Source organism: Mycobacterium sp. ACS4331 (genome assembly GCF_001667265.1).
Taxonomy (GTDB): domain Bacteria; phylum Actinomycetota; class Actinomycetes; order Mycobacteriales; family Mycobacteriaceae; genus Mycobacterium.
In genome coordinates this window covers 1-20,701 of record NZ_LZHW01000028.1, presented here as the reverse complement: position 1 = coordinate 20,701, position 20,701 = coordinate 1, and the positions used below count along the sequence as shown (strand labels likewise).

The following is a 20,701-nucleotide window of genomic DNA, read 5'->3' as shown; positions in this document are numbered from 1 at the left end:
CGATGTGAGCAGATTGTGGCGAACCTGCCAGAAACGCGGACCGACACCTCCATACTCGGGTTATGAACATCACACTCCGGGCCGCGACCACGGAGGGCGGGGGGGCCGCGCTTGACCAGGTGATCGGACTGTCGGTCGCCGCCGCCGTCGTCACCGCGATCCTGCTTCTGATCGGATGGCAGCACCGCCAACGCCGCATCACGTGGTTGAACACCCTGGCGGAACGTTTGGGGCGACGATTCAAACGGCCACCGTGGGTGGCACTGCAGATCGTGCTGTTCACCGCGACGCTGATCTGCGCGCTGTTCGGCTTCATCTGGGACGTCAGCCTGCACATCGGCAACGGCCGGGACTCCGGTCCCCTGGCCAACCCGGCGCACTACTTCATTCTCGTCGGGTTGTTCATGCTGTTCATCGCCGGGCTGTCGGCGGTGGTCCTGCCCTATGACAAGCCCGGTGCCTCCGCGGTGCGCATCACCCGCACCTGGTATGCGCCGGTCGGTGGGGTGCTGATGACCGTGTGCGGTCTGTACGCGCTGATCGGCTTTCCGCTCGACGACATCTGGCACCGGATCTTCGGGCAGGACGTCACCCTCTGGGGGCCGACGCATCTGATGCTGATCGGCGGCGCCGGTCTGTCGTTGATCGCGGTGCTCTTCCTCGAATACGAGGGGCGCCGGGCGATGCGCGACGACCTGGGCGACGACGCGCCACAGGATGGGCGCGGCATCACCTTCATGCGGTACCTGTCGTTCGGCGGCCTGGTGGTGGGCCTGTCGGTCTACCAGATCGAGTACGACTTCGGTGTCGAGCAGTTCCGCCTGGTGCTGCAGCCCATGATGATCGCCGGCGCGGCCGCGCTGGCACTGGTTGCCGCGCGCATCGTTCTCGGACCGGGTGCCGCGATCGCCGCCGCGCTGCTGTCGGTGCTGCTGCGTGGTGCCGTGGCTCTGGTGGTGGGACCGGTGCTCGGTGCGCCGATCAACTGGTTCCCGCTGTACCTGGGGCCGGCGATCGTCGTCGAACTCGTCGCGCTCACACCACTGCTCAAGCGGCGCATCGCCTTCGGTGCGGTCGCCGGCGTTGCGGTGGGCACGGTGGGGCTGTGGCTGGAGTCCTTCTGGATCGCCACGGTGTATCACTATCCGTGGTCGGTGAGCATGTGGCCCGAAGCGGTGGCGATGGCGGTGCCGGTCGCGGTGTTCATGGGAACCTGCGGCGCTCTTCTCGCGAAAGTGTTGACGGGTGAACGGCTTCCGCGCCCCGCGGTCGGCATCGCGTGCGTGCTGCTGGCCGTGCTGGCCATCGGCGGCGCGGTGGCCAGCGGCCTGCGCACCGAGGTGCCCGAAAATGCCTCTGCCGCGTTCACTTTGACCGAACTGCCGGCCGAGCCGGGCCAGCGGATGGTGTCCGCCGACGTGCGGATCACGCCACCGGACCTGATCGGGGACGACCCCGAATGGGTGACGATCCTGTCCTGGCAGGGCGGCCTGGCCAACAACCGCGGCCTGGTGATCGACAAGCTGGAGCGTGTCGGGGACGGTCACTACCGTTCGACGCAGCCCATCCCGGTGTGGGGGACATGGAAGACCCTGCTGCGCGTGCAGGACGGTGCCACCATGGCGGGCGTGCCGATCTATCTGCCGGCCGACCCGGGGATCGGCGCCGAGGGGATACCGGCGGAATCGGTTTTCAGTCGCGACTTCGTCCCCGAGATCACCATCCTGCAGCGGGAACGCAACTTCGACCACCCGTCCTGGTTGTTCAGCGCCGCCTCATTGGTGGTGCTGGTGTGCACCCTGGCGCTCATCGCGGCGCTGAGCTGGGGTGCGGGCCGCATCAATCGCGGTGATCCGGCCCCGGCGCGTCTGCAGGCGCCGCGACCAGAGGTGTTGCCGCGAACGTGACGATTCTGGCTGACCACACGCTGCTGCTGGCCCTGCCGGCGCTGGCGCCCGCCGTGGTGGTCGTCGGCGTGGTGCTGTTCATCGCGCTGCGCGACCGGCGCTCCGGGGCCAACTCCGACCCCAATCCCGGCCCCGATGAAACCGACGAGAATTCATGGTGATTCGTGGCGCGCTGGGTGCGCTGTGCATCGTGATGCTGGCAGCATGCGGCACCACATCCACCGAGCCCGCACCGACCAGTGCCTCGACCGAACATCGCAACGCCGCGGTGCAGGTCACGATCGCGGGCGGCACGGTCACTCCCGTCAATCAGCGGCTTTCGGCCACCGTGGGGGAGCCCATCACGTTCACGGTCGACAGCGACGCCGCCGACGAACTGCACGTGCACGCCGTGCCCGAGCGCACCTTCGACGTGGCCGTCGGTCCGGACCAGCACTTCGAGTTCACCGTGGAGGTGCCGGGACGGGTGGAGGTAGAACTGCACCATCTGCACCGCACCGTGGCCGTCATCGACGTCCGCCCGTGACGCTGCTGGCGCACGGGCTCGGTGGCTCCACCGACCTTCCGATCCCGCTGACCTATGCCCTGATCGGTGCGGCCTGGGCGTTGACCGCGACGTTCGCGGTCGTGGCACTGGCCTGGCGCCGGCCGAAGTTCGATCCGGACGCGCCCGGGCGCCCGTTGCCCGCCGTGGTCACCAGGATCGTCGACTCGCGTGGGGTGCGTGGGGCGGCCGCGGTGCTGTCCTTGGCGTTCACGGTGTGGGTGGTCTGGGGCGCATTCGCCGGGCCGCAGGACGACCGCAACGTGCTGCCCGGAGCCTTCTACGTGCTGCTGTGGGTGGGTCTGGTGGCGGTGTCGGTGCTGACCGGACCGGTGTGGCGAGTCATCTCACCGGTGCGCACCGTCTGGGACCTCTCCGGCGCCGGGCGTCGCCCGGCGCGATGGACCTACCCGGGTACGTGGGGCTTCTTCCCTGCTGCGCTGGGCCTGTTCGCCTTCGTCTGGCTCGAACTGGCCAGCCCCGAACCGGGTTCGGTGACCGCGATCAAGATCTGGCTGCTCGTCTACGTCCTCGTGATGGTCTGCGGTGCAGCGGGATTCGGCAGGACGTGGTTCGCCCGCGCCGATCCGTTCGAGGCGTACAGCATGGTGGCGTCGCGACTGTCTCCCCTTCGGCGAAACCCTGCGGGGGCGCTGGTGGTGGGTAATCCGTTCGACCACCTGCCGTCGCTGCCGGTGCGCCCGGGCACGGTGACGATGCTGGCGGTGCTGCTCGGATCGACCGCCTTCGACAGCTTCTCGGCCACGCCCGCGTGGCGCGATGTCATCGACGCCAACCCCGCCTGGGCTGCGACCCCGTTACGGACGCTGGGACTCGCAGCGTTCATCGCCACGGTCGCGGTGACCTTCTCCTTGGCGGCCCGCGCGACCGGCGGCCTCGACCGTGTTCGGCGGCGCGCGCTGCCCGGCCAACTCGCCCACTCGTTGATCCCGATCGTCATCGGCTACGTGCTGGCGCACTACCTCACCTATCTGGTGGAACGCGGTCAGGCCGCGGTGATCCGGTTGGCCGATCCCCTGGGGCACGGCTGGAACCTGCTGGGTCTGGGCCACGCCGACGTGCACTACGTGCTCTCGGCGCATCCCGGGGTGTTGGCCACGGTCAAAGTCGGCTGCGTGGTGGCCGGACACATGGCGGGGGTCATGGCGGCCCACGACGCCGCACTGCGGCTGCTGCCCAAGGGACACCAGCTCACTGGGCAGCTGGCGATGATGCTGGTGATGGTGGCTTACACGTTCACCGGGCTGTATCTGCTGTTCGGCGGGTAACGTGTGCAGTTCGCCACCCCCCACGGAGGACCTGTCGATGCCGACCGCTCCGCTCGCCGCGGATCAGCTGCCCGCGGCGCTGGAACCGATCGTGCGGCGGCGCATCGCGGGAGCCGCGCGGGCCGAGATCGTGGACTGGCGCGTGCCGGTGGCGGGGCACTCCAACGAGACCTTCCTGTTCGACCTCGTCGGAGTGGACGGGCCGCAGCCGACGTTGGGGCTGGTGTTCCGCCGGCCACCCGAGCACCCGATGCTGCCCGAATTCGATCTGCGCAGGCAGTACCTCGTCATGCAGCGGCTGGCGTCGTCGCCCATCCCGGTGCCCGCGGTGCGCTGGCTCGAGACATCGACCGACGAGTTGGGCACTCCCTACTACGTGATGGACCGGGTGGACGGTGTGCTCGGGTTGACGGACATGCCGGCCTACCACTGTTCGGGTCCGTTCGCCGACGCCGACGAGGCCGGCCGGGCGGCGATGTGGAACGGGTGTGTCGATGTGATCGCGGACATCCATGCGATCGATCCCGACGAGTACGGACTGGGATTCCTGCAGCCCGACCGGCTCGGTGGGCCGTCCGTCGCGGACATGGTCGGGTACCTGAGGTCGGGCCTGGACTGGGCGCGCGGTGACCGCCCCCTGCACCCGAGTCTGGTGCGCGGCCTGGACTGGCTCGAGGCGCACCCACACAACCCGGTGTCGTGGGTCCTCTGCTGGGGTGACAGTCGGATGTCGAACCTTCTGTATCGCCCGGACCACACCGTGGCCACGGTCTTGGACTGGGAGATCGCCCATGTCGGTGACCCGGCCGCGGACCTGGCCTGGATGTTGATGACGGACTGGATGCTCAGCCCGCTCGACGACAACGCACCGGCGGCGGGCACCCCCACTCGGGAGGAGACGCTGGACCGGTACCGCGAGCGCACGGGCAACGACCTCACCAACCTGACGTTCTACGAGGTCGCCGCGCCGCTGACGCTCGCCATCGGGATGTTGAGACTCAGCACCAGATGGGGTCTGCCGGACACCGATCTCAGCGGCATCTGCGCGCGGCGCATCGAGAAGATCCTGGACGGCGACTGACGCAGGAATGACTTCACCCGGCTTCCCGAAGGGGATGGCGCTCCTGGTCGCGGGCGCCCTCTTCATGGAGATCCTCGACGCGACCATCATCGCGCCCGCGATTCCGCTCATCGCCGACTCGTTCGGCGTGGCGCCCGTCAGCGTCAACGCGGCCATCTCGGCGTATCTGGTGACGGTCGCGGTGCTCATCCCGGTCAGCGGTTGGCTGGCCCGCCGATTCGGCGTCCGCCGCGTCTTCATCGCCGCGGTCGCGATCTTCACAGTGGCCTCCCTCGGGTGCGCGGCCAGCACGTCGCTGCCCATGCTGGTGGCGATGCGTGTGCTGCAGGGTGTCGGCGGGGCGATGATGGTTCCGGTCGGCAGACTCGCCGTGCTGCGGTCCACGAGCAAGACCGACCTGGTACGGGCCATCGCGCTGTTGACCTGGCCTGCGCTCACCGCGCCGGTGGTGGCTCCCGCGCTCGGCGGTGCGATCGCCACCCTGGGCTCATGGCGCTGGATCTTCCTGATCAATCTGCCCATCGGCCTGGTGGGATTCCTGTTGGCGCTCAAGCTGATCCGAGGAGGCCCCGAAGAATCCGTCAAGCCGCTGGACTGGCGCGGCACCGTGCTCGTGGGCGCCGGAATCGCATCGCTTCTGCTGACCTTGGAGAGCATCCGGATCAGCGGCACCGACTGGTGGCACGTCGGAGTGGGTGCCGTCGCCGCGGTGACGCTGCTGTCCGCGGCGCTGTGGCACCTGCTTCGGGCGGCGGCGCCACTGGTGCAGTTGAGGGTGCTGCGGGTGCGGACGTTGCGCACCACGGTGTCGGCCGGGTCGCTGTACCGCCTGGTGATCACCGCGGTGCCGTTCCTGCTGCCACTGCAGTTCCAGCTTGAGTTCGGCTGGTCGCCGTTCGCGGCCGGCCTGATGGTGACCGCACTGTTCCTGGGCAACATCACGATCAAACCCGCGACCACTCCGCTGATGCGGCGCTTCGGTATTCGACGTGTGCTCGTGGTGAACGGTCTGGCATCGGTGGCGACCTTCGCGCTGCTGGCCCTGCTGCAGCCACAGCTTCCCGTCGCGATCATTGTGGTGATCCTGTTCCTGAGCGGGGCGCTGCGGTCGATCGGGTTCACGGCCTACAACAGCCTGGCGTTCTCGGACGTCGACGGCGACGACCTGACCCACGCCAACACCCTCAACGCCTCGGTCCAGGAGTTGGCCGCCGGTCTCGGTGTCGCGGTCGCCGCCCTGGCGGTCAGCCTGCTGACCTCGTACTCCCTGACGTACCTCGTGTTGGGTGCCCTGATGGCGGTGACGCTGGTGGAGTCCGTGCGCCTGCCGCGCAACGCGGGCAGCCACGTCAGCGGCTGACGGCTCCTACAGTGGGTGGCATGGCCAGAACCTACGCGACCGCGAACCGGGTGGACCTCGACCAACTGCTCGACTTCGTCCGGCCCCGGCATCGCATGGTGCTCACCACGTTCCGCGCTGACGGCACACTGCAGAGTTCGCCGGTGACCGGTGGAGTCGACGATGCGGGCCGGCTCGTGATCGCGAGTTACCCGCAGCGGGCCAAGAGCACCAACATCCGGCGCAGCGGTCGCGCGTCGGTCGTGGTGCTCTCCGACGAGTTCAACGGCCCGTACGTGCAGGTCGATGGGCCCGCGGAGGTGATCGACCTGCCCGAGGCCGTGGAACCGCTCGTCGAGTACTTCCGCGCGGTCGCCGGTGAGCATTCCGACTGGGACGAATATCGTCGCGCCATGGTCGAGCAGGGCAAATGCCTGATCCGGGTGACCCCGCAGGCGTGGGGGCCGGTCGCCACGGGTGGGTTCCCACCGCCGCAGGAGTAGCCGTGCGGTTCGAGCATCTGCGCCTTCAACAGCGCGACGGCTTCACGTGTGGTCCATCGGTGGCGATCGTCGCCGCGGCCCTGCTCGACGACCGCTACGCCGAGGAACTGGGGCGGCCCGGGTGGTTCGACGCCGAGCAGACCCGACTGCACCGAAGCCTGAACCGGTGGTGGCCACGCCTGCTCGGCACGACGCCACTGGGCATGGTGCGCGCACTGCCGGGCAACACCTACCGGTGGCGGTGCCGCCGGCTTCGTGGCGATGCGCTGCTCGACGTGCGTGAGGCTGTGCTGCTCGGCTATCCGGTGCCGATGCTGGTGGGCCGGTTCGTCCCGCGACACTGGGTGCTGTTGACGGAGTGGCGGGCGGGTGGATTCGCCTGCTGGGAACCGTCATCCGGTGCCACCCGCCTGGTCCCGGCTGCCGATATCCGGCACGGCCGGCTGCGCGGGGTGGGCTTCCCGCGCCCCTTCGGGTTCGTGCTGCCGTCCCGAATGTCGGCTCAGCGCAACTGATCCGCAATCGCGTCGAACGCCGCGATCGTCGGGGCCAGCTTTGCGGGTTCCTCGGGAAGCGGCCAACTCGACAGCTTGGCCGCCACCATGTCCGCAGCCCGGTTGATGTAGATCATCTGCCCGTGGATGCCCAGACACAGCAGCACCTCGCCGCCGGGACGGGGTGACCAGAACTGGTTGCGATACATCCCGCCCGGCATCCCGTTGCGGGCCGCCGCGGGTTCGAAGGCCGTCCGAGAGTCGGTGCCCCCGACTAGGGTGTCGGTCACCCAGGCGGGGGAGATCACCTGCGCGCCGGTGAGCGAGACTCCGTCGCGCGCATACACCCAGCCAAACCGGACCAGGTCGCGCAGGCATGCGTTGATGCCCCCGTCGAACATTCCGGTGCCGGCGCGGTCGACACCGATGACCGCATCCCGCTGCGCCCCGATCCGGGTCCACAACAGCCGAGACATCAACTGCGGCATGGCCTCACCCGAGGCCGCCTCGCACACCCAGCCCAGCACGTCCGTCTCGCAGGAGCGGTACCGGAACGGTCCGCCGTGCGGACCCTCCTGCCGCAGCGTGACCAGATAGTCATACATCGAGGTGGGCAGGTCGGGCACCGTCCTCGGTGCCCAGTCGATGGCCTGCTCGATCAATCGCACCTCAGCCATCGGGTCCAGGTAGTCCTCGGAGAACCTGATGCCGGAACGCATGTCGAGGACATGCCGCACGGTGGCACCCGCATACCCGGACTCTGCCAGCGGCGGAACGTAGCGGCTCACCTCGGCGTCGACGTCGAGCTGCCCCGAATCCGCCAACGCGCCGGCCACGGTGCCCACAAGCGACTTGCTCACCGACATCAGCAGATGAACGGACTGCGGGTTCATGCCGCCGAAGTAATGCTCGGCGAGCACACGTCCGCGATGCGTGACGATCCACCCGTCGGTGTCGGTCGAGGCCATCACGTCGGCCACGGTGCGCTCGGTGCCCTGGGCGGGATCGAGGAGCGTCACCTGGCTCAGTTCCACAGGGGTGGACGGCAATTCGGCCACCGGTCCGCTCCCGTGGGAGATGTCGGCGGTGGGCAGGACCGCAGCCAGGTTCTGAAAGGCCCAGCGCAGATGCGGTGCCGTCTGCCAATTCGCCAGGGTCACCTCGGATGTCACGTGAGCTCCTCGCTGTCAGCGGCTGATCAGGCCCATGCAGGCGTGCACGGCGGCCTCGGTGATACCGCGGATCTCCTCACCGTCCTCCATGGTGTGCGCGGTCAGTTCCCGCAACCCGCCGAGCAGGATCAGTGCGGTCTGCCGGGGCACCGTGGGCAGGCCCGCGTTACGGAACCCCGGGCCGGACGTGATGTCGATCAGCAGATCGATGAAACGGCCCATCCCGCGCCGCTGTACGGGGCGTGCGGCCTGGCCCAACGCGGGAAACTCCCGGATCCAGGCAAGCGTGATCGCGGGATGCGCCTCGATGGCGCTGACATAGGCATCGATGGCCTGCGCGATCTGGGTGCGCCAGTCGGCCTCGGGATCGACGGCGGCGCGGATGGCCGCAATGGTGCGGATGTTGTCGTCGTCGAGCAGTTCCAGTAGGCAGTCGTCCTTGCTGGCGAAGTGCGCGTAGAACGTGCGCTTGGAGGTCTTGGCGTGCCGGACGATGTCGGCGACCGTGGTTTCGCGGTAGTCGCGTTCGTTGATCGAGGCGACCAGGCCGCGGAAGAGGCGTGCGCGGAACGGATCCGCCTCAGAGGTGATGACGCCCGGGATCGGAGTGCCGGCGACCGACGTCATCCCTGTCCTCCAATCCTCGGTAACCCTTGCGGCAACGTGGTACCACCCGGTACCGTACCTCGAAATCGCAGCGGTACGCATCGGTACCACGAACCGCCCCGGGAGGCGTCGGCATGAGCGAAACCCTCATCGGCCTGGGCGCCGATGATGCAGTGGACACCGCACTTCTGCCCCCGAGTCCGCGTCGACTGCCGACGGTGCTGCAGGGCCTGGGGTACGCGCTGTTCCGGCGGCAGACGATCGGCGCGCTGACCAAGCGCTACGGCGAAGCCTTCACCCTCAAGGTCCCGGTGTTCGGCCACATGGTGGTGGTCACCGATCCCGCGCTGGCCAAGCAGGTGTTCACCGCCAGCCCAGAGGATCTGGGCAACATTCAGCCCAATCTGAGTCGCGTCTTCGGCCCGGGTTCGGTGTTCGCGCTCGACGGCGTCGAGCACCGGCGGCGCCGCAAGCTCCTGACGCCGCCGTTCCACGGCAAGGCGATGAAGAACTACGAGACGATCGTCGAAGAGGAGACCCTGCGTGAGTCGGCCTCCTGGCCCCTGGGCCGCGAGTTCGACACGCTGGAACCGATGATGCGGATCACGTTGAACGTGATCCTGCGGGCCATCTTCGGTGCCGACGGAGCGGAGTTGGAGAGGCTGCGCGAGGTGATTCCGCCGTGGGTCACGCTCGGCTCACGTCTGGCCGTGCTCCCCACGCCGTCGCGCACCTACGGGCGGTGGACGCCATGGGGAAGGTTCGCCGAGTATCGGCGCCAGTACAACCTCGCGATCGACACCCTGATCGAGGTCGCCAGGGCGGACCCGCACCTCGACGAGCGCACCGACGTTCTGGCGCTGCTGCTGCGCAGCACGTACGAGGACGGAACACCCATGTCGCGCAGCGAGATCGGTGACGAGCTGCTGACCCTGTTGGCGGCCGGGCACGAGACCACAGCCTCGACGCTGGCGTGGGCCTTCGAGCGGATCTCGCGTCATCCCGAGGTGCTGGCCAAGCTGGTGGCCGAAGCCGACACCGATGAAGGTGAGTACCGCGCCGCGACGATCCTGGAAGTGCAGCGCAACCGCACCGTCATCGACTTCGCCGGGAGGCATGTCTACGCGCCGCACGTCGAGCTGGGGCAGTGGCGCATCCCGCGCGGTTTCTCGGTGTCGGTGGCCATCGGTGAGGCTCACCGCAATCCCACCGAGTTCCCGGATCCGGACCGCTTCGACCCCGACCGGTTCATCGGCGCACGGCCCAACGTCTTCGCCTGGATTCCGTTCGGCGGCGGCACGCGGCGATGCGTCGGTGCGGCGTTCGCCAACATGGAGATGGATGTGGTGCTGCGAACAGTGCTGCGGCACTTCACCATCGCCACCACGTCCGCGCCGCCGGAGAAGTGGCACTCGCGCGGTGTGGCGTTCACCCCGAAGAGGGGCGGGCGCGTCGTGGTGCACCGCCGAGTGCGCTGACGGGCACGCGCGAGGGGTGCAACCCAGCCGCACGGACGCTCGCACGGAGGCCGAAAGAGTGCACTGAAATAACCCGGCATGCCACTATCGAGTGCGTGACGGAATCCGTGATCGACCAGATGAACTCCCGGATGGCGACGACCATCCCGGCCGCGCACCAGATGGGCGTCCGGGCCGCGGAGTCGCGCCGCGGGTTCGCCGCCGCGACGGTCCCCGTCGAGGGCAACGGCAACCACTTCGGCGTCGTGTACGCCGGCGTGGTGTTCACCGTGGCCGAGATTCTGGGCGGCATGCTGGCGCTGTCGAGCTTCGACGCCACCAGGTTCTTCCCGTTGGTCAAGGGAGTCGACATCAGGTTTCTCGGGATGGCGACCACCGACCTGCGGGCCGAGGCGAGCCTGGACGAGGACACCATCGTGGCCGTGCAGGCCGAGGCCGACGAAAAGGGGAAGGCCGACTACATCGTCGAGGCCGTGGTGACCGACGCGGGGGGCAATGTGGTGGCCAAGACGCACGGTCAGTACCAGATCCGCAGGCACCCCAGTTAGGCCGACGGCGCGCGTGAACCGCGGTTCACGCTCGCCGCTGGACAACTCGTCAAACCGTTTCGCGCTTGGGCAGCTTCCAGCCCGGGCGCGGGAAATGGCACGTGTAGCCGTTGGGGTAGCGCACCAGGTAGTCCTGATGCTCGGGTTCGGCTTCCCAGAAGTCGACGGCCGGGGTCACCTCGGTGACCACCTTGCCGGGCCACAGACCCGAGGCGTCCACATCGGCGATGGTGTCCAGCGCGACCTGCTTCTGCTCCTCGTCGACGTAGAAGATGGCCGACCGATAACTGGTGCCCACGTCGTTGCCCTGGCGGTCCTTGGTGCTCGGATCGTGGATCTGGAAGAAGAACTCCAGGATGTCGCGGAAACTGGTCTGGGCGGGATCGAAGACGATCTCGACGGCCTCGGCGTGGCCCGGGTGATTGCGATAGGTCGGGTGATCGTTGCGACCGCCCGTGTACCCGACGCGCGTCGAGATGATCCCGGGTTGCCTGCGGATCAGGTCCTGCATGCCCCAGAAGCAGCCGCCGGCCAGAATCGCGGTCTGGTTGTTGCTCACTTGTCGTCCTCCCTGCTGACGTGCTCGGTGTTGTCGGGCTCGTGGGCGCCGGACTTCCCCGCGAAGAGTGCGGCGTACTCGCCGTATCCCTGGGCTTCGAGGTCATCGGCACCGATGAATCTCAGCGAAGCCGAGTTGATGCAGTAGCGCAACCCTCCCGCCTCACGCGGGCCGTCGTTGAACACGTGCCCGAGGTGGCTGTCGCCGTGTGCGGAACGCACCTCGGTCCGGATCATCAGATGGCTGAAGTCACGCTTCTCGATGATGTTGTCCGCGGCCACCGGTCTGGTGAAACTGGGCCAGCCGCAGCCGCTGTCGAACTTGTCGAGCGAGGAGAACAGCGGCTCCCCGGAGACGATGTCAACATAGATGCCGGGTTCGTGGTGGTCCCAGTACTCGCCGGTGAACGGCCGCTCGGTGCCATTGCGTTGAGTGACCTGGTACTGCTCGGGTGACAGTGCGTCGACCGCGGCGGGATCCTTGGTGTAGGCCATGCGTCCTTCCTTGATGCGGTGCTTGTATAACCGCTCGCGGTCCCCGAATAGTTCCGCGGTCAGGCCCTCGACAAACCGCGATAGAACGTGTTCTAGTTCTGGTGTGACGGCCACGGTTTTCACCAGAGATGAACTCGCCGCCGCCTTTGAGATCTTCGAGCAGGACGTGGCGGAGGCGGCCCGCACGCAGGACTGGGACGCGTGGGTGGAGCACTACACCGACGATGTGCTCTACATCGAACACGCCGCGGGCACCATGCGCGGCCGCGACGAGGTGCGCACCTGGATCCGCCGCACAATGTCGGTGTTCCCGGGCAGTTACATGACCGCGTTCCCGTCGCTGTGGACCGTGTACGACGAGGCCACGGGCCGGGTGATCTGCGAACTCGACAACCCCATGCGCGACCCCGGGGACGGCACGATCATCAGCGCCACCAACATCTCGATCGTCACCTATGCCGGTGACGGCAAGTGGTCGCGCCAGGAGGACATCTACAACCCGCTGCGCTTCGTGGCGGCCGCGTCCAAATGGTGCCGCAAGGCGCGGGAACTCGGCACGCTCGACGATGAGGCCGCGGCCTGGTACGAGAAGTTCGGGGGAGGTCGGTGAGCACCCCCGAACGCGCCCCGAAGCTCGTGATCGGCGGTAACGGCTACCTCGGCTCGCACGTCACGCGGCAACTGGTGCAGGGCGGCGAGGACGTGCGGGTGACGGTGCGCGGCACCGCCAACACGGTGGCCATCGACGACCTCGACGTGACGCGGTTCGTCGGCGACATCTTCGACACCGACACCATCCGCGCGGCCATGACCGACTGCGACGTCGTGTACTACTGCGTGGTCGACACCCGGGCCTGGCTGCGTGATCCGTCGCCGCTGTTCCGCACCAACGTCGAGGGCCTGCGCGGGGTTCTCGACATCGCGGCCGAGTTCGCCGCGGCGGGCACGCTCAAGAAGTTCGTGTTCACCAGCAGTTACTCGACCGTGGGCCGCAAGCGCGGCCGGGTGGCCACCGAGAACGACATCATCGACCCGAAAGGCCTGACCGCGTATGTGCGTTCGCGTGTGCAGGCCGAGGATCTGGTGCTGCGGTATGCCCGCGAACGTGGTCTGCCCGCGGTGGCCATGTGCGTCTCGACGACCTATGGCCGGGGCGACTACGGCATGACGCCGCACGGGGCGCTGATCGCCGGCACGGTGTTCGGCAAGCTGCCGTTCATCCTCGACAGCATCGAACTCGAGGCGGTCGGCGTCGAAGACGCCGCCCGCGCGATGATCCTGGCCGCCGAATGCGGCCGGGTCGGTGAGCGGTACCTGATCTCGGAACGGATGATCAGCAACCGTGAGGTCGTCACCCTTGCGGCCGACGAGGCCGGCGTCGCTGCGCCGAAGCGGTCCATCCCCGTGCCGGTGCTGTACGCGATGGCCGCGTTCGGATCGATCCGAGCCCGACTGAAGGGCACCGACGAACACCTGACGTTGCCGTCGGTGCGACTGATGCGGGCCGAGGCCCCCGTGGACTGCACGAAGGCCCGCACCGAACTCGGTTGGCAGCCACGGCCGGTGCAGGAGTCCATCCGTGAGGCGGCCCGATTCTGGGCCGAGATGCGTGAGGCCCGGCGAAAGGCCAAGGGCGTACCGTCCAACCCGTGATCCCGCCGGTGGTGCGCACGGACCACCGGGGTGCGCTTTAAGGTCGTCCAATGCCGACGATCAATGGCCGGGTGTCGCACTGGTTCTCACAGCTGCCGACTCCGCGCAGCCCACTGCCCGGTGACACCGATGCCGATGTGTGCATCGTCGGGGCCGGATACACGGGACTGTGGACCGCGTATTACCTCAAGCGGGCGGCACCGGACCTGCGGATCACGATCCTGGAAGAACGGTTCGCCGGGTTCGGCGCCTCGGGACGCAACGGAGGCTGGCTCTCGGGACTGGCGCCGGGACACCGTGGGCTGCTGGCCGCCGCCCACGGCCGTGACGCCGTCGTCGCCTGGCAGCGCCTGCTCAACGGCGCCGTCGACGAGGTGATCGACGTCGCGCGGCGCGAGGGTGTCGACGCCGACATCGTCAAGGGCGGCACGCTCGAGATCGCGCGCAACCAACCGCAGGCGCAGCGGTTGCGTGCCGAGGTCCAAGCCGACCGGGACTGGGGCAACACCGACACCGTCCTGCTCACCGCGGACGAGGCGCGACAGCGCGTCGCGATCGGTGACCTGGTGGCGGCGAGCTGGACGCCGCACTGCGCACGCATCCAGCCCGCCAAGCTCGCCCAGGGATTGGCCGAGGTGGTCGAGCGGATGGGGGTCAGGCTGTATGAGCGGACCCGAGTCACCGACATCGCCGCGGGCCGCGCCACGACCGAGCACGGTGTGGTGCGGGCTCCGGTGGTCCTGCGCGCGACAGAGGGATTCACCACCAACCTGCCCGGGCTCAAACGCCGTTGGCTGCCGATGAGCTCGGCGATGATCGCCACCGCACCACTTGACACCACGGTGTGGGACGCAATCGGTTGGGAAGGCCGGGAAACGTTGGGGGACACCGCACATGGCTTCTTCTACGCCCAGCGCACGGCCGATGACCGCATCGCGATCGGTGGACGCGCGATGCCCTATCGGTATGGGTCGCGCCTGGATCGCGACGGCGAGGTCAGTTCGGCGACCATCGCGTACCTGACCGGGGTGCTCAACTCGCTGCTGCCGCAGACCCGGGGGGCCGAGATCGCCCACGGGTGGTGCGGCGCGCTGGCGGTCCCACGGGACTGGACGGCGGGGGTGGACTTCGACCGCGGCACCGGCCTGGGGTGGGCGGGTGGCTACGTCGGCCACGGCGTCACCGCGACCAACCTGGCCGGGCGCACGCTCGCCGACCTGGTGCTGGCTCACGACACCGACCTGGTCCACATGCCGTGGGTCGCCCACCGGTCGCGGACCTGGGAACCCGAACCGCTGCGCTGGCTCGGCGTGCGGGGGATGTATCAGGCGTACAAGGTGGCCGATGCGCATGAGGCGCGGGGCCGCGCGAGCACGTCGCCGGTCGCGGTCGTGGCCGATCGGATCGCCCGCCGCCCCTAGGTGCGGTGGCACTTTCTGTCATCGTTTCGCTGCCGTCGCCGACCACGCGGGCGCGGACGGCGTTTTCGGTGCTCCTCAGTGGCCTCCCGGACCAAGTCGAGGGCCGACGCTGCCGAACGCGCCCAGCGCGTGACGGTGCCGTGGCGGACTGTGTGCGCCCACGATCGCCGCTGAGGGACCCAGTGCGTTCGCGCAGAAAACTGTAGCTCAGCTCGATCGCCATGCCGCATGATTGCCCAGTATGTGAGGGCGTTCCCCATTGACATGTTGCGATGCTACGGTTTAAACCGTAGCATTTGTGTCTGGGTCCGGCGGCGGCGAAAGGTGGGTGGGTCATGCGGTCCTCGGCATCACCGGCCCGCGCATTCGGCACCGCGCAGGTCACGATGCAGAGCCTGCGCGCAACTCCCGCCCCCGCGCTGTCGGGTGTGCCACTAGGCTTGCTGAACGATTGCTCTGCGAGCACCACGGCGGTAGGGGGTTCAGTGGCTCAGCAGATGAGGTGGGAGCTGCTGCTCTGTCCGTGCTGGGTCGGCGGCGGGACAGCGGCATGACCTTCGGTGGACATCAACACGATCCCTTCGGCGGCGACCCCTTCGGAAGTCCAGGTGCGCCGCCGGTGACCCAGAGTGGGTTCGGCACGCCGATGGGGCCCGGCGGGTACTCGCCGTATCCACCCCCGCCCCCGGCGCAGGGCGAGGTCAACACGCTGGCGACGTTGTCGGTGTTGTTCGCGATCCTCTTCGCGCCGGTCGGCGCGGTCCTCGGGCACATCGCGCTCTCCCAGGTGAAGCGCACGGGCCAGCGTGGCCGGGAGCGCGCCCTGATTGGGGTGACGCTGTCGTACCTCGTCATGGTGCTGGCCGTGGTGGCGCTCATCTTGTGGCTGGTGCTCGGGGGCGACCCCGATCCCGAACCGGCCGCCGTCGCCCCGACCACCACCACGACGTCGGCCGCACCGCCCACGACCCGCACCACCGTGGTGACTCCGCCACCCACGGCGCGGCCGACCGTACGTGTCGAGGAGCTGCGGATCGGCGACTGCGTCGAGGTCGTCCAGGAGCGGCCCAAACCCGGCGAGCAGGGCGTCGATCTGATCAACATCTACCGGACCCCCTGCCAGATCCGCGACGGGGTGCTGCGGGTTGATCTGACCGCCAGCTACGCCGATGCCTGCAACGGTTACACGCTGCGCAACCCCGACATGACCGCCTTCGCCTGCGTATCGGACTTCCGCGGATGACGGGTTCGGGGGGATTTTGTCGGAGATTCTGCGCGGCACAGGTTTTGGGAGGGTGGCCAGATGTATCCCGGGGGTGATCCCTTCCAGCAGCAGTCGCACGACCCGTTCGGCGCGCCGTCTGGACCCGGGTACTCCACACCGTACGGCGGTGCGTTCGGGTATCCCGCGCCGCCCGGGCCTCAGACGCCCGCGCCGCAGAGACCGCCGCTCAACACCTTTGCGGTGCTGTCGCCGGTGCTGGCCTTCGTGCTGCCGCCCGCGGGTGTTGCGCTGGGTCATCTCGCGCTGCCCCAGATCAGACGCACCGGCGAACGGGGCAGGCCGGCCGCCGTCGCGGGCCTGATCATCGGCTACCTGATGTGCACCGCGCTGATCGCCGCCCTGATCTGGTGGCTGACCACCGATGACGAGTCGGGCACGAGCACGGCCTCGACGAGCCCCACCATGATCACGGCCGGCACCACGCCACCGCGCCCCACGACGATCACCCAGACCGCCGATCCCACGGCGCCGCCGCGGGTCAAGGTCGACCACGCCACCGTGCCGATCGGCACGTGCGTCGAGGTCCAGCGGCGCAGCACCGAATCCGACGATGCCCTAGACCTTTTCAAGGTCGACTGCCAGCACCGAGACGGCGTCTACACCGTCACACAACGCGTCGCCGACAGTGGGCAGTGCGGCACCGTGTACGCCGCGGCTTCCCCGAACCGCGCTGTGACCGTCTGTCTGGACCCCTACCGATGACCACACGTAATCCCCGACAGCGGCGCCGTCGTGCGCCCATGACGAGGTGGGCATGAGCCAGAACCCATTCGACTTCAGCGACTTCGGTCCCGCCCGTCAACCGGGCGGCACTCCGCCACAGGCATTCGGCGGCGCGCCCGCGCCGCATCAGGGACCGCCCTCGATCCCCGGCGGTGGCTTCGACCCCTGGGCCGACCAACCTCCGTCGGCGCACGCGCCTGCGGGGCCCAACCCGGAGAGTGCCTTCGGGCACCCGGGCGCCTTCGGGCAGCCGGCCGGGGAACGAGACGTGTTCGGACTGCCGGGGTCGGGCGTCGCGCCGGGCGGGGCGCTGACGACGTCGGGTCCGCCGATGATCTGGTTCGTCATCGCGTTGGGCCTGGCGATCGCCGGGGTCGTCGTCGCGCTCGCCGGGGCACTGGCGGGCGGCCTGCTTGTCACCGCGTTGACCGGGTGGCTGCTGGCCGGCCCCGTCGCCATCGGCGCCCTGGCCACCTACACCCGGATCGACACGCGTAGGCGCACGGAGACCATCTATTCGGCACCCGGCTGGGCGGCCAACCTGTACTGGGCCGTGCTCGCGGTGTGCCTCATCGGAATCGCGTTGGGCGCGTGGCAGATCGCGTTGTGGGCAGGCAGACTGTGATGACTCGACTGACGACTCTGTGTGCGCGGGTGACCGTGGGATCTCTGGTCGCCATGCTGATCCTCGCCGGGTTCACCCCCGCCGCGAACGCCGCGAACACCGGCGGCGCCAACCGGTTCGGCGCGTGTCTGGCGTCGGCCAAGGCCGGAGACCTGCTGCTGTTGTTCGACGAATCCAGCAGCCTCCAGCAGTCCGACCCGAATGCGGCGCGCGTGGCCGCGGCCAAACCGCTGCTGCAGACCCTGGGCCGCTACGCCGACCGCGTCGGGGCGAACCTCGACGTCGCGGTCGCCGGTTTCGCCGACACCTACACACCCGAGAAGGACTGGACCCGACTCACCGAGAGCAGCGCCGACGGCACCGCGGCAGCGCTGTCCGACATCGCGTCGAAGAACACCGGCATAGACACCGACTATTGGCTGGCCCTCGACGGTGCGCGGCAGGCGCTGGCCGGACGTGGTGCGGACCGTTGCCAGGCGATCGCGTGGTTCTCCGACGGAAAGATCGACTTCACACCGCGCCCCGGCTCCAAGCCCTACGCCGACGGGATCGATCTCGACGACCCCGCGAACGTCGAGCAGATCCGCCAGCGCGCCATCGAATCCATCTGCCGGCCCGGCGGACTGGCCGATCAGGTGCGCTCATCCAACATCGTGATGCTCGGAATCGGCCTGGGCGCCAACAACTCTCCCGCCGACTTCGATGTGATGTCAGCGATCAGCACGGGGACCGGGCTCAACGGCAAAAGGTGCGGAGAGATCACCGATCCGGTGCCGGGCGACTTCTACCCCGTTGCCAACATCGACGACATGCTGTTCGCATTCGACTCGCTCAACCCCGATCCGGGGGTGAACCGGCAGGGCCCGGTGTGCCAGCTGCAGGTGTGCCCGGAAGCTCGGCACAACTTCGTGCTGGACCGCTCGATCAAGTCCGTCAACATCCTCGGATCCGGCGGAATGCCCGGTGTCGTCCCGTATCTGGTGGCACCGGGCGGCGAGACGCTGGAACTGCCGAAGAGGGACGGCAGGTCCGACGCCGAGATCGCGGGCATCGCGGTCCACTATGAGTGGCAGTCCGAGTCCGCCCAGACCATCTCGATCGTCAATTCGGGCACACCGGCCTGGGCCGGGCAGTGGGCGATCGTCTACGTCGACACCACCGGTGAGCACGCCGACGCGGTGTCGCGCGTCAACATTCACATCACCACCGACATCTTCCCGGCCCTGTCGAACGCCAAGGACGTGTCCTGGCGCAGCGGTCAGGTGGTCGAGGATCTCGAGTTCGGACTGGTGGACGGTAAGGACAAGCCGGTGTCGGCCGCCGACCTCGCCGGCACCGCGACGCTGTCGGCCACGCTCGTGCCCGACGGTGCGGAACCCATCGGCATCGTCGACGCCGCGACCAAAGAGGATTTGGGCAAGCCGGTCTCGGTGGACCTCAGTGCGGTCGAACCGGGGCGGGCCGTGCTGAGGATGTCGCTGGTGATCACGACGGCGCCCGCGCTGGATCCGCAGGGCGGCCAGATCGCCCCCGGCACGGAGTTGTCGCCCCAGGACGTCGAGGTGCCGGTGCAGATCCTGCCCAAGCTGGGTCTGCCCACACCGGGTGCGCGCATCGACTTCGGCACCGTGCAGGCCGCCGAGGGCGCCACCGCGACGCTGAGCGTCACCGGGCCCGGGTGTGTCTGGATCGCCGACGCCGACGGCGTCACGATCACCGCCGGTCCCGACGACATCGGGACCCCGCGCGTGACGGCGCAGGCCAACTCGCCCGAGTCGTGCCTGAAGGTGCCGTCCGGTGAGACCGGTGCCCTGACGGTCACGTTGCGCACCGACCGCGACGGACACGGCGGTCTCAACGGCACGGTGCCGGTGCACGTCGCCGCACTCGACGATCCGGGCGACTCGCAGGTCGTCGAGGTGGCGTTCGTCGCATCGCTGATCAAACCGCTCAACACCACCAACTTCATCCTGGTGCTCATCGCGGCCCTGCTGCTGGGCCCCGGCATCCCACTGGCGCTGCTGTACGCATCCAAATGGTGGGTGACCCGGATTCCGGACACCCCACTGCTCGCCGAACGGATCCCGATCCAGGTCCGGGGTGACGAAGTGCTGCGCGACGGGGAGCCTTTCGCGATGCGCGACAAGGACCTCATCCAACCGGTGCCGGGCCTGACCGGTGGGGGAGTCCGCCGACTCGAGGTGCTCGGCGTCGTGCTCAGCGCTGTCACGGGGCGCAGTCCCTTCGGTGCCGGCCATGTGACCGTCGACGCGGACGGCCGGCTCAGCGTCGGCTCGGAACTGCCCGGCAGCGACCAGTCCGGCCTGCGCGCCGTGCTGCCGCTCGCGGTGCACAACAAGTGGGTGGTGCTGCACGATCCGCAGGGGCCCGCGGATCAGGCCGAGGTCCTGCTGCTCGTCAGCGGCAACACCGACACCGCTGCGCGCGAACAGATCTACGCGAAGATCGCCGACAGGCTGCCCGACCTGCTCAACGGACTGCGGATGCGCGCGACGCACGCCGGACTCGCGGTGCCCGCCGAAGCGGGCGCCCACGTCGCCTCGCCGTTCGGCGGTGATTCAGGCGGCGCGGGGGCAGCGCCCGGATTCGACCCGTTCGGCGGTGCTGCGCCGATGCCGCCTTCGGCCCCTGCGGATGCTCCCGCGCACGGGCCCGGACCGTCGAGCGGTGACCCGTTCGGCGCCGCGGATCCGTTCGGCGGGTACGGCTGCGCGCCGACCGCGGCGCCCAGCCCCGCGCAGTCCGGGCCGGCAGTGCCGGCGCGACCGGGTTACGACGCGCCGACGCCGGCGCCTGAGGGGCCGGATCCCTACGAGCGCACCCGTCCCGCCCCGGCGGGCTACCGGCCCGGAGGCGAACAGAGGGGACCGCGGCCCGAACACCGTGCGCCACAGGGCCCGCCGCAGCAGGGGCCTCCCAGACCCGTGCCGGGCCCACCCCAGGGCCCCTGTCTCTTATA

Annotated in this window: 21 protein-coding genes; 17 read left to right on the top strand and 4 right to left on the bottom strand. The window is 68.9% G+C overall.

Going from position 1 to position 20,701, the window contains the following annotated elements; genetic code table 11:
- Positions 1–62 precede the first annotated feature (62 nt).
- From A5727_RS07290 to A5727_RS07260, 8 genes are read left to right on the top strand one after another with little or no spacing between them, the layout of a single operon-like run.
- Complete coding sequence (locus A5727_RS07290) at positions 63–1,907, top strand: hypothetical protein (protein ID WP_068246888.1); 1,845 nt, start codon at positions 63–65, stop codon at positions 1,905–1,907.
- Positions 1,904–2,068, top strand: coding sequence for a hypothetical protein (locus A5727_RS27795; protein WP_197507613.1), 165 nt, complete (start codon positions 1,904–1,906; stop codon positions 2,066–2,068). Before A5727_RS07290 ends, A5727_RS27795 begins: the two co-directional genes overlap by 4 nt.
- Entirely contained in the window at positions 2,062–2,433 is a 372-nt protein-coding gene (locus A5727_RS07285) for a hypothetical protein (protein WP_068246884.1), read from the top strand. Before A5727_RS27795 ends, A5727_RS07285 begins: the two co-directional genes overlap by 7 nt.
- A complete protein-coding gene (locus A5727_RS07280) occupies positions 2,430–3,740 on the top strand; it encodes a hypothetical protein (protein WP_068246881.1) in 1,311 nt (436 codons plus the stop codon). Before A5727_RS07285 ends, A5727_RS07280 begins: the two co-directional genes overlap by 4 nt.
- 37 nt (positions 3,741–3,777) lie before the next feature.
- Complete coding sequence (locus A5727_RS07275) at positions 3,778–4,821, top strand: phosphotransferase family protein (RefSeq protein WP_068246878.1); 1,044 nt, start codon at positions 3,778–3,780, stop codon at positions 4,819–4,821.
- A gap of 34 nt (positions 4,822–4,855) precedes the next feature.
- Positions 4,856–6,181: an MFS transporter gene (locus A5727_RS07270; RefSeq protein ID WP_068246875.1), complete on the top strand. Its 1,326-nt coding sequence runs from the start codon at positions 4,856–4,858 to the stop codon at positions 6,179–6,181.
- Between the two features lie 20 nt (positions 6,182–6,201).
- Positions 6,202–6,663, top strand: coding sequence for a PPOX class F420-dependent oxidoreductase (locus A5727_RS07265; protein WP_068246872.1), 462 nt, complete (start codon positions 6,202–6,204; stop codon positions 6,661–6,663).
- A gap of 2 nt (positions 6,664–6,665) precedes the next feature.
- Positions 6,666–7,178: a hypothetical protein gene (locus A5727_RS07260; RefSeq protein WP_068246870.1), complete on the top strand. Its 513-nt coding sequence runs from the start codon at positions 6,666–6,668 to the stop codon at positions 7,176–7,178.
- Here the strand turns inward: A5727_RS07260 and A5727_RS07255 are convergent.
- Both A5727_RS07255 and A5727_RS07250 read right to left on the bottom strand, forming a co-directional pair.
- Positions 7,166–8,329: a serine hydrolase domain-containing protein gene (locus tag A5727_RS07255; protein ID WP_068246867.1), complete on the bottom strand. Its 1,164-nt coding sequence runs from the start codon at positions 8,327–8,329 to the stop codon at positions 7,166–7,168. The two genes, A5727_RS07260 and A5727_RS07255, sit on opposite strands and share 13 nt — an antisense overlap.
- Before the next feature lie 15 nt (positions 8,330–8,344).
- Entirely contained in the window at positions 8,345–8,956 is a 612-nt protein-coding gene (locus A5727_RS07250; protein ID WP_068246864.1) for a TetR/AcrR family transcriptional regulator, read from the bottom strand.
- 113 nt (positions 8,957–9,069) lie between these two features.
- On the opposite strand from A5727_RS07250, the gene A5727_RS07245 reads away from it, so the two are divergent.
- Positions 9,070–10,413, top strand: coding sequence for a cytochrome P450 (locus A5727_RS07245; protein WP_068246861.1), 1,344 nt, complete (start codon positions 9,070–9,072; stop codon positions 10,411–10,413).
- Positions 10,414–10,508: 95 nt separating this feature from the next.
- A complete protein-coding gene (locus A5727_RS07240; protein WP_353612244.1) occupies positions 10,509–10,961 on the top strand; it encodes a YiiD C-terminal domain-containing protein in 453 nt (150 codons plus the stop codon).
- Between the two features lie 49 nt (positions 10,962–11,010).
- Here the strand turns inward: A5727_RS07240 and msrA are convergent, their stop codons facing one another.
- Together msrA and msrB are read right to left on the bottom strand one after the other, a co-directional pair.
- Positions 11,011–11,520, bottom strand: coding sequence for a peptide-methionine (S)-S-oxide reductase MsrA (msrA, locus tag A5727_RS07235; protein WP_068246858.1), 510 nt, complete (start codon positions 11,518–11,520; stop codon positions 11,011–11,013).
- On the bottom strand, positions 11,517–12,014 hold the full coding sequence (msrB, locus tag A5727_RS07230) for a peptide-methionine (R)-S-oxide reductase MsrB (protein ID WP_068246853.1): 498 nt from the start codon (positions 12,012–12,014) through the stop codon (positions 11,517–11,519). The genes msrA and msrB overlap by 4 nt, the downstream gene beginning before the upstream one ends.
- 103 nt (positions 12,015–12,117) lie before the next feature.
- On the opposite strand from msrB, the gene A5727_RS07225 reads away from it, so the two are divergent.
- The 7 genes from A5727_RS07225 to A5727_RS07195 all read left to right on the top strand — a co-directional run.
- Positions 12,118–12,624 carry a nuclear transport factor 2 family protein gene (locus tag A5727_RS07225; protein WP_068246850.1) on the top strand — a complete coding sequence of 169 codons (507 nt, stop codon included), beginning with the start codon at positions 12,118–12,120 and terminating at the stop codon, positions 12,622–12,624.
- Positions 12,621–13,667, top strand: coding sequence for an NAD-dependent epimerase/dehydratase family protein (locus A5727_RS07220; RefSeq protein WP_068246846.1), 1,047 nt, complete (start codon positions 12,621–12,623; stop codon positions 13,665–13,667). Before A5727_RS07225 ends, A5727_RS07220 begins: the two co-directional genes overlap by 4 nt.
- A 50-nt stretch (positions 13,668–13,717) precedes the next feature.
- Entirely contained in the window at positions 13,718–15,088 is a 1,371-nt protein-coding gene (locus tag A5727_RS07215; protein ID WP_068246843.1) for an NAD(P)/FAD-dependent oxidoreductase, read from the top strand.
- Positions 15,089–15,590: 502 nt separating this feature from the next.
- The gene (locus A5727_RS07210) at positions 15,591–16,331 is read left to right on the top strand and encodes a DUF4190 domain-containing protein (RefSeq protein WP_231991982.1); all 741 of its coding nucleotides are present in this window, start codon (positions 15,591–15,593) and stop codon (positions 16,329–16,331) included.
- 60 nt (positions 16,332–16,391) lie between these two features.
- Positions 16,392–17,075 carry a DUF4190 domain-containing protein gene (locus A5727_RS27380; RefSeq protein WP_068246840.1) on the top strand — a complete coding sequence of 228 codons (684 nt, stop codon included), beginning with the start codon at positions 16,392–16,394 and terminating at the stop codon, positions 17,073–17,075.
- Between the two features lie 52 nt (positions 17,076–17,127).
- Positions 17,128–17,721, top strand: coding sequence for a hypothetical protein (locus A5727_RS07200; RefSeq protein ID WP_068246837.1), 594 nt, complete (start codon positions 17,128–17,130; stop codon positions 17,719–17,721).
- Positions 17,721–20,701, top strand: a 2,981-nt coding sequence (locus A5727_RS07195; protein WP_068246833.1) for a VWA domain-containing protein, incomplete at its 3' end; no start/stop codon positions are given. The genes A5727_RS07200 and A5727_RS07195, both read left to right, overlap by 1 nt.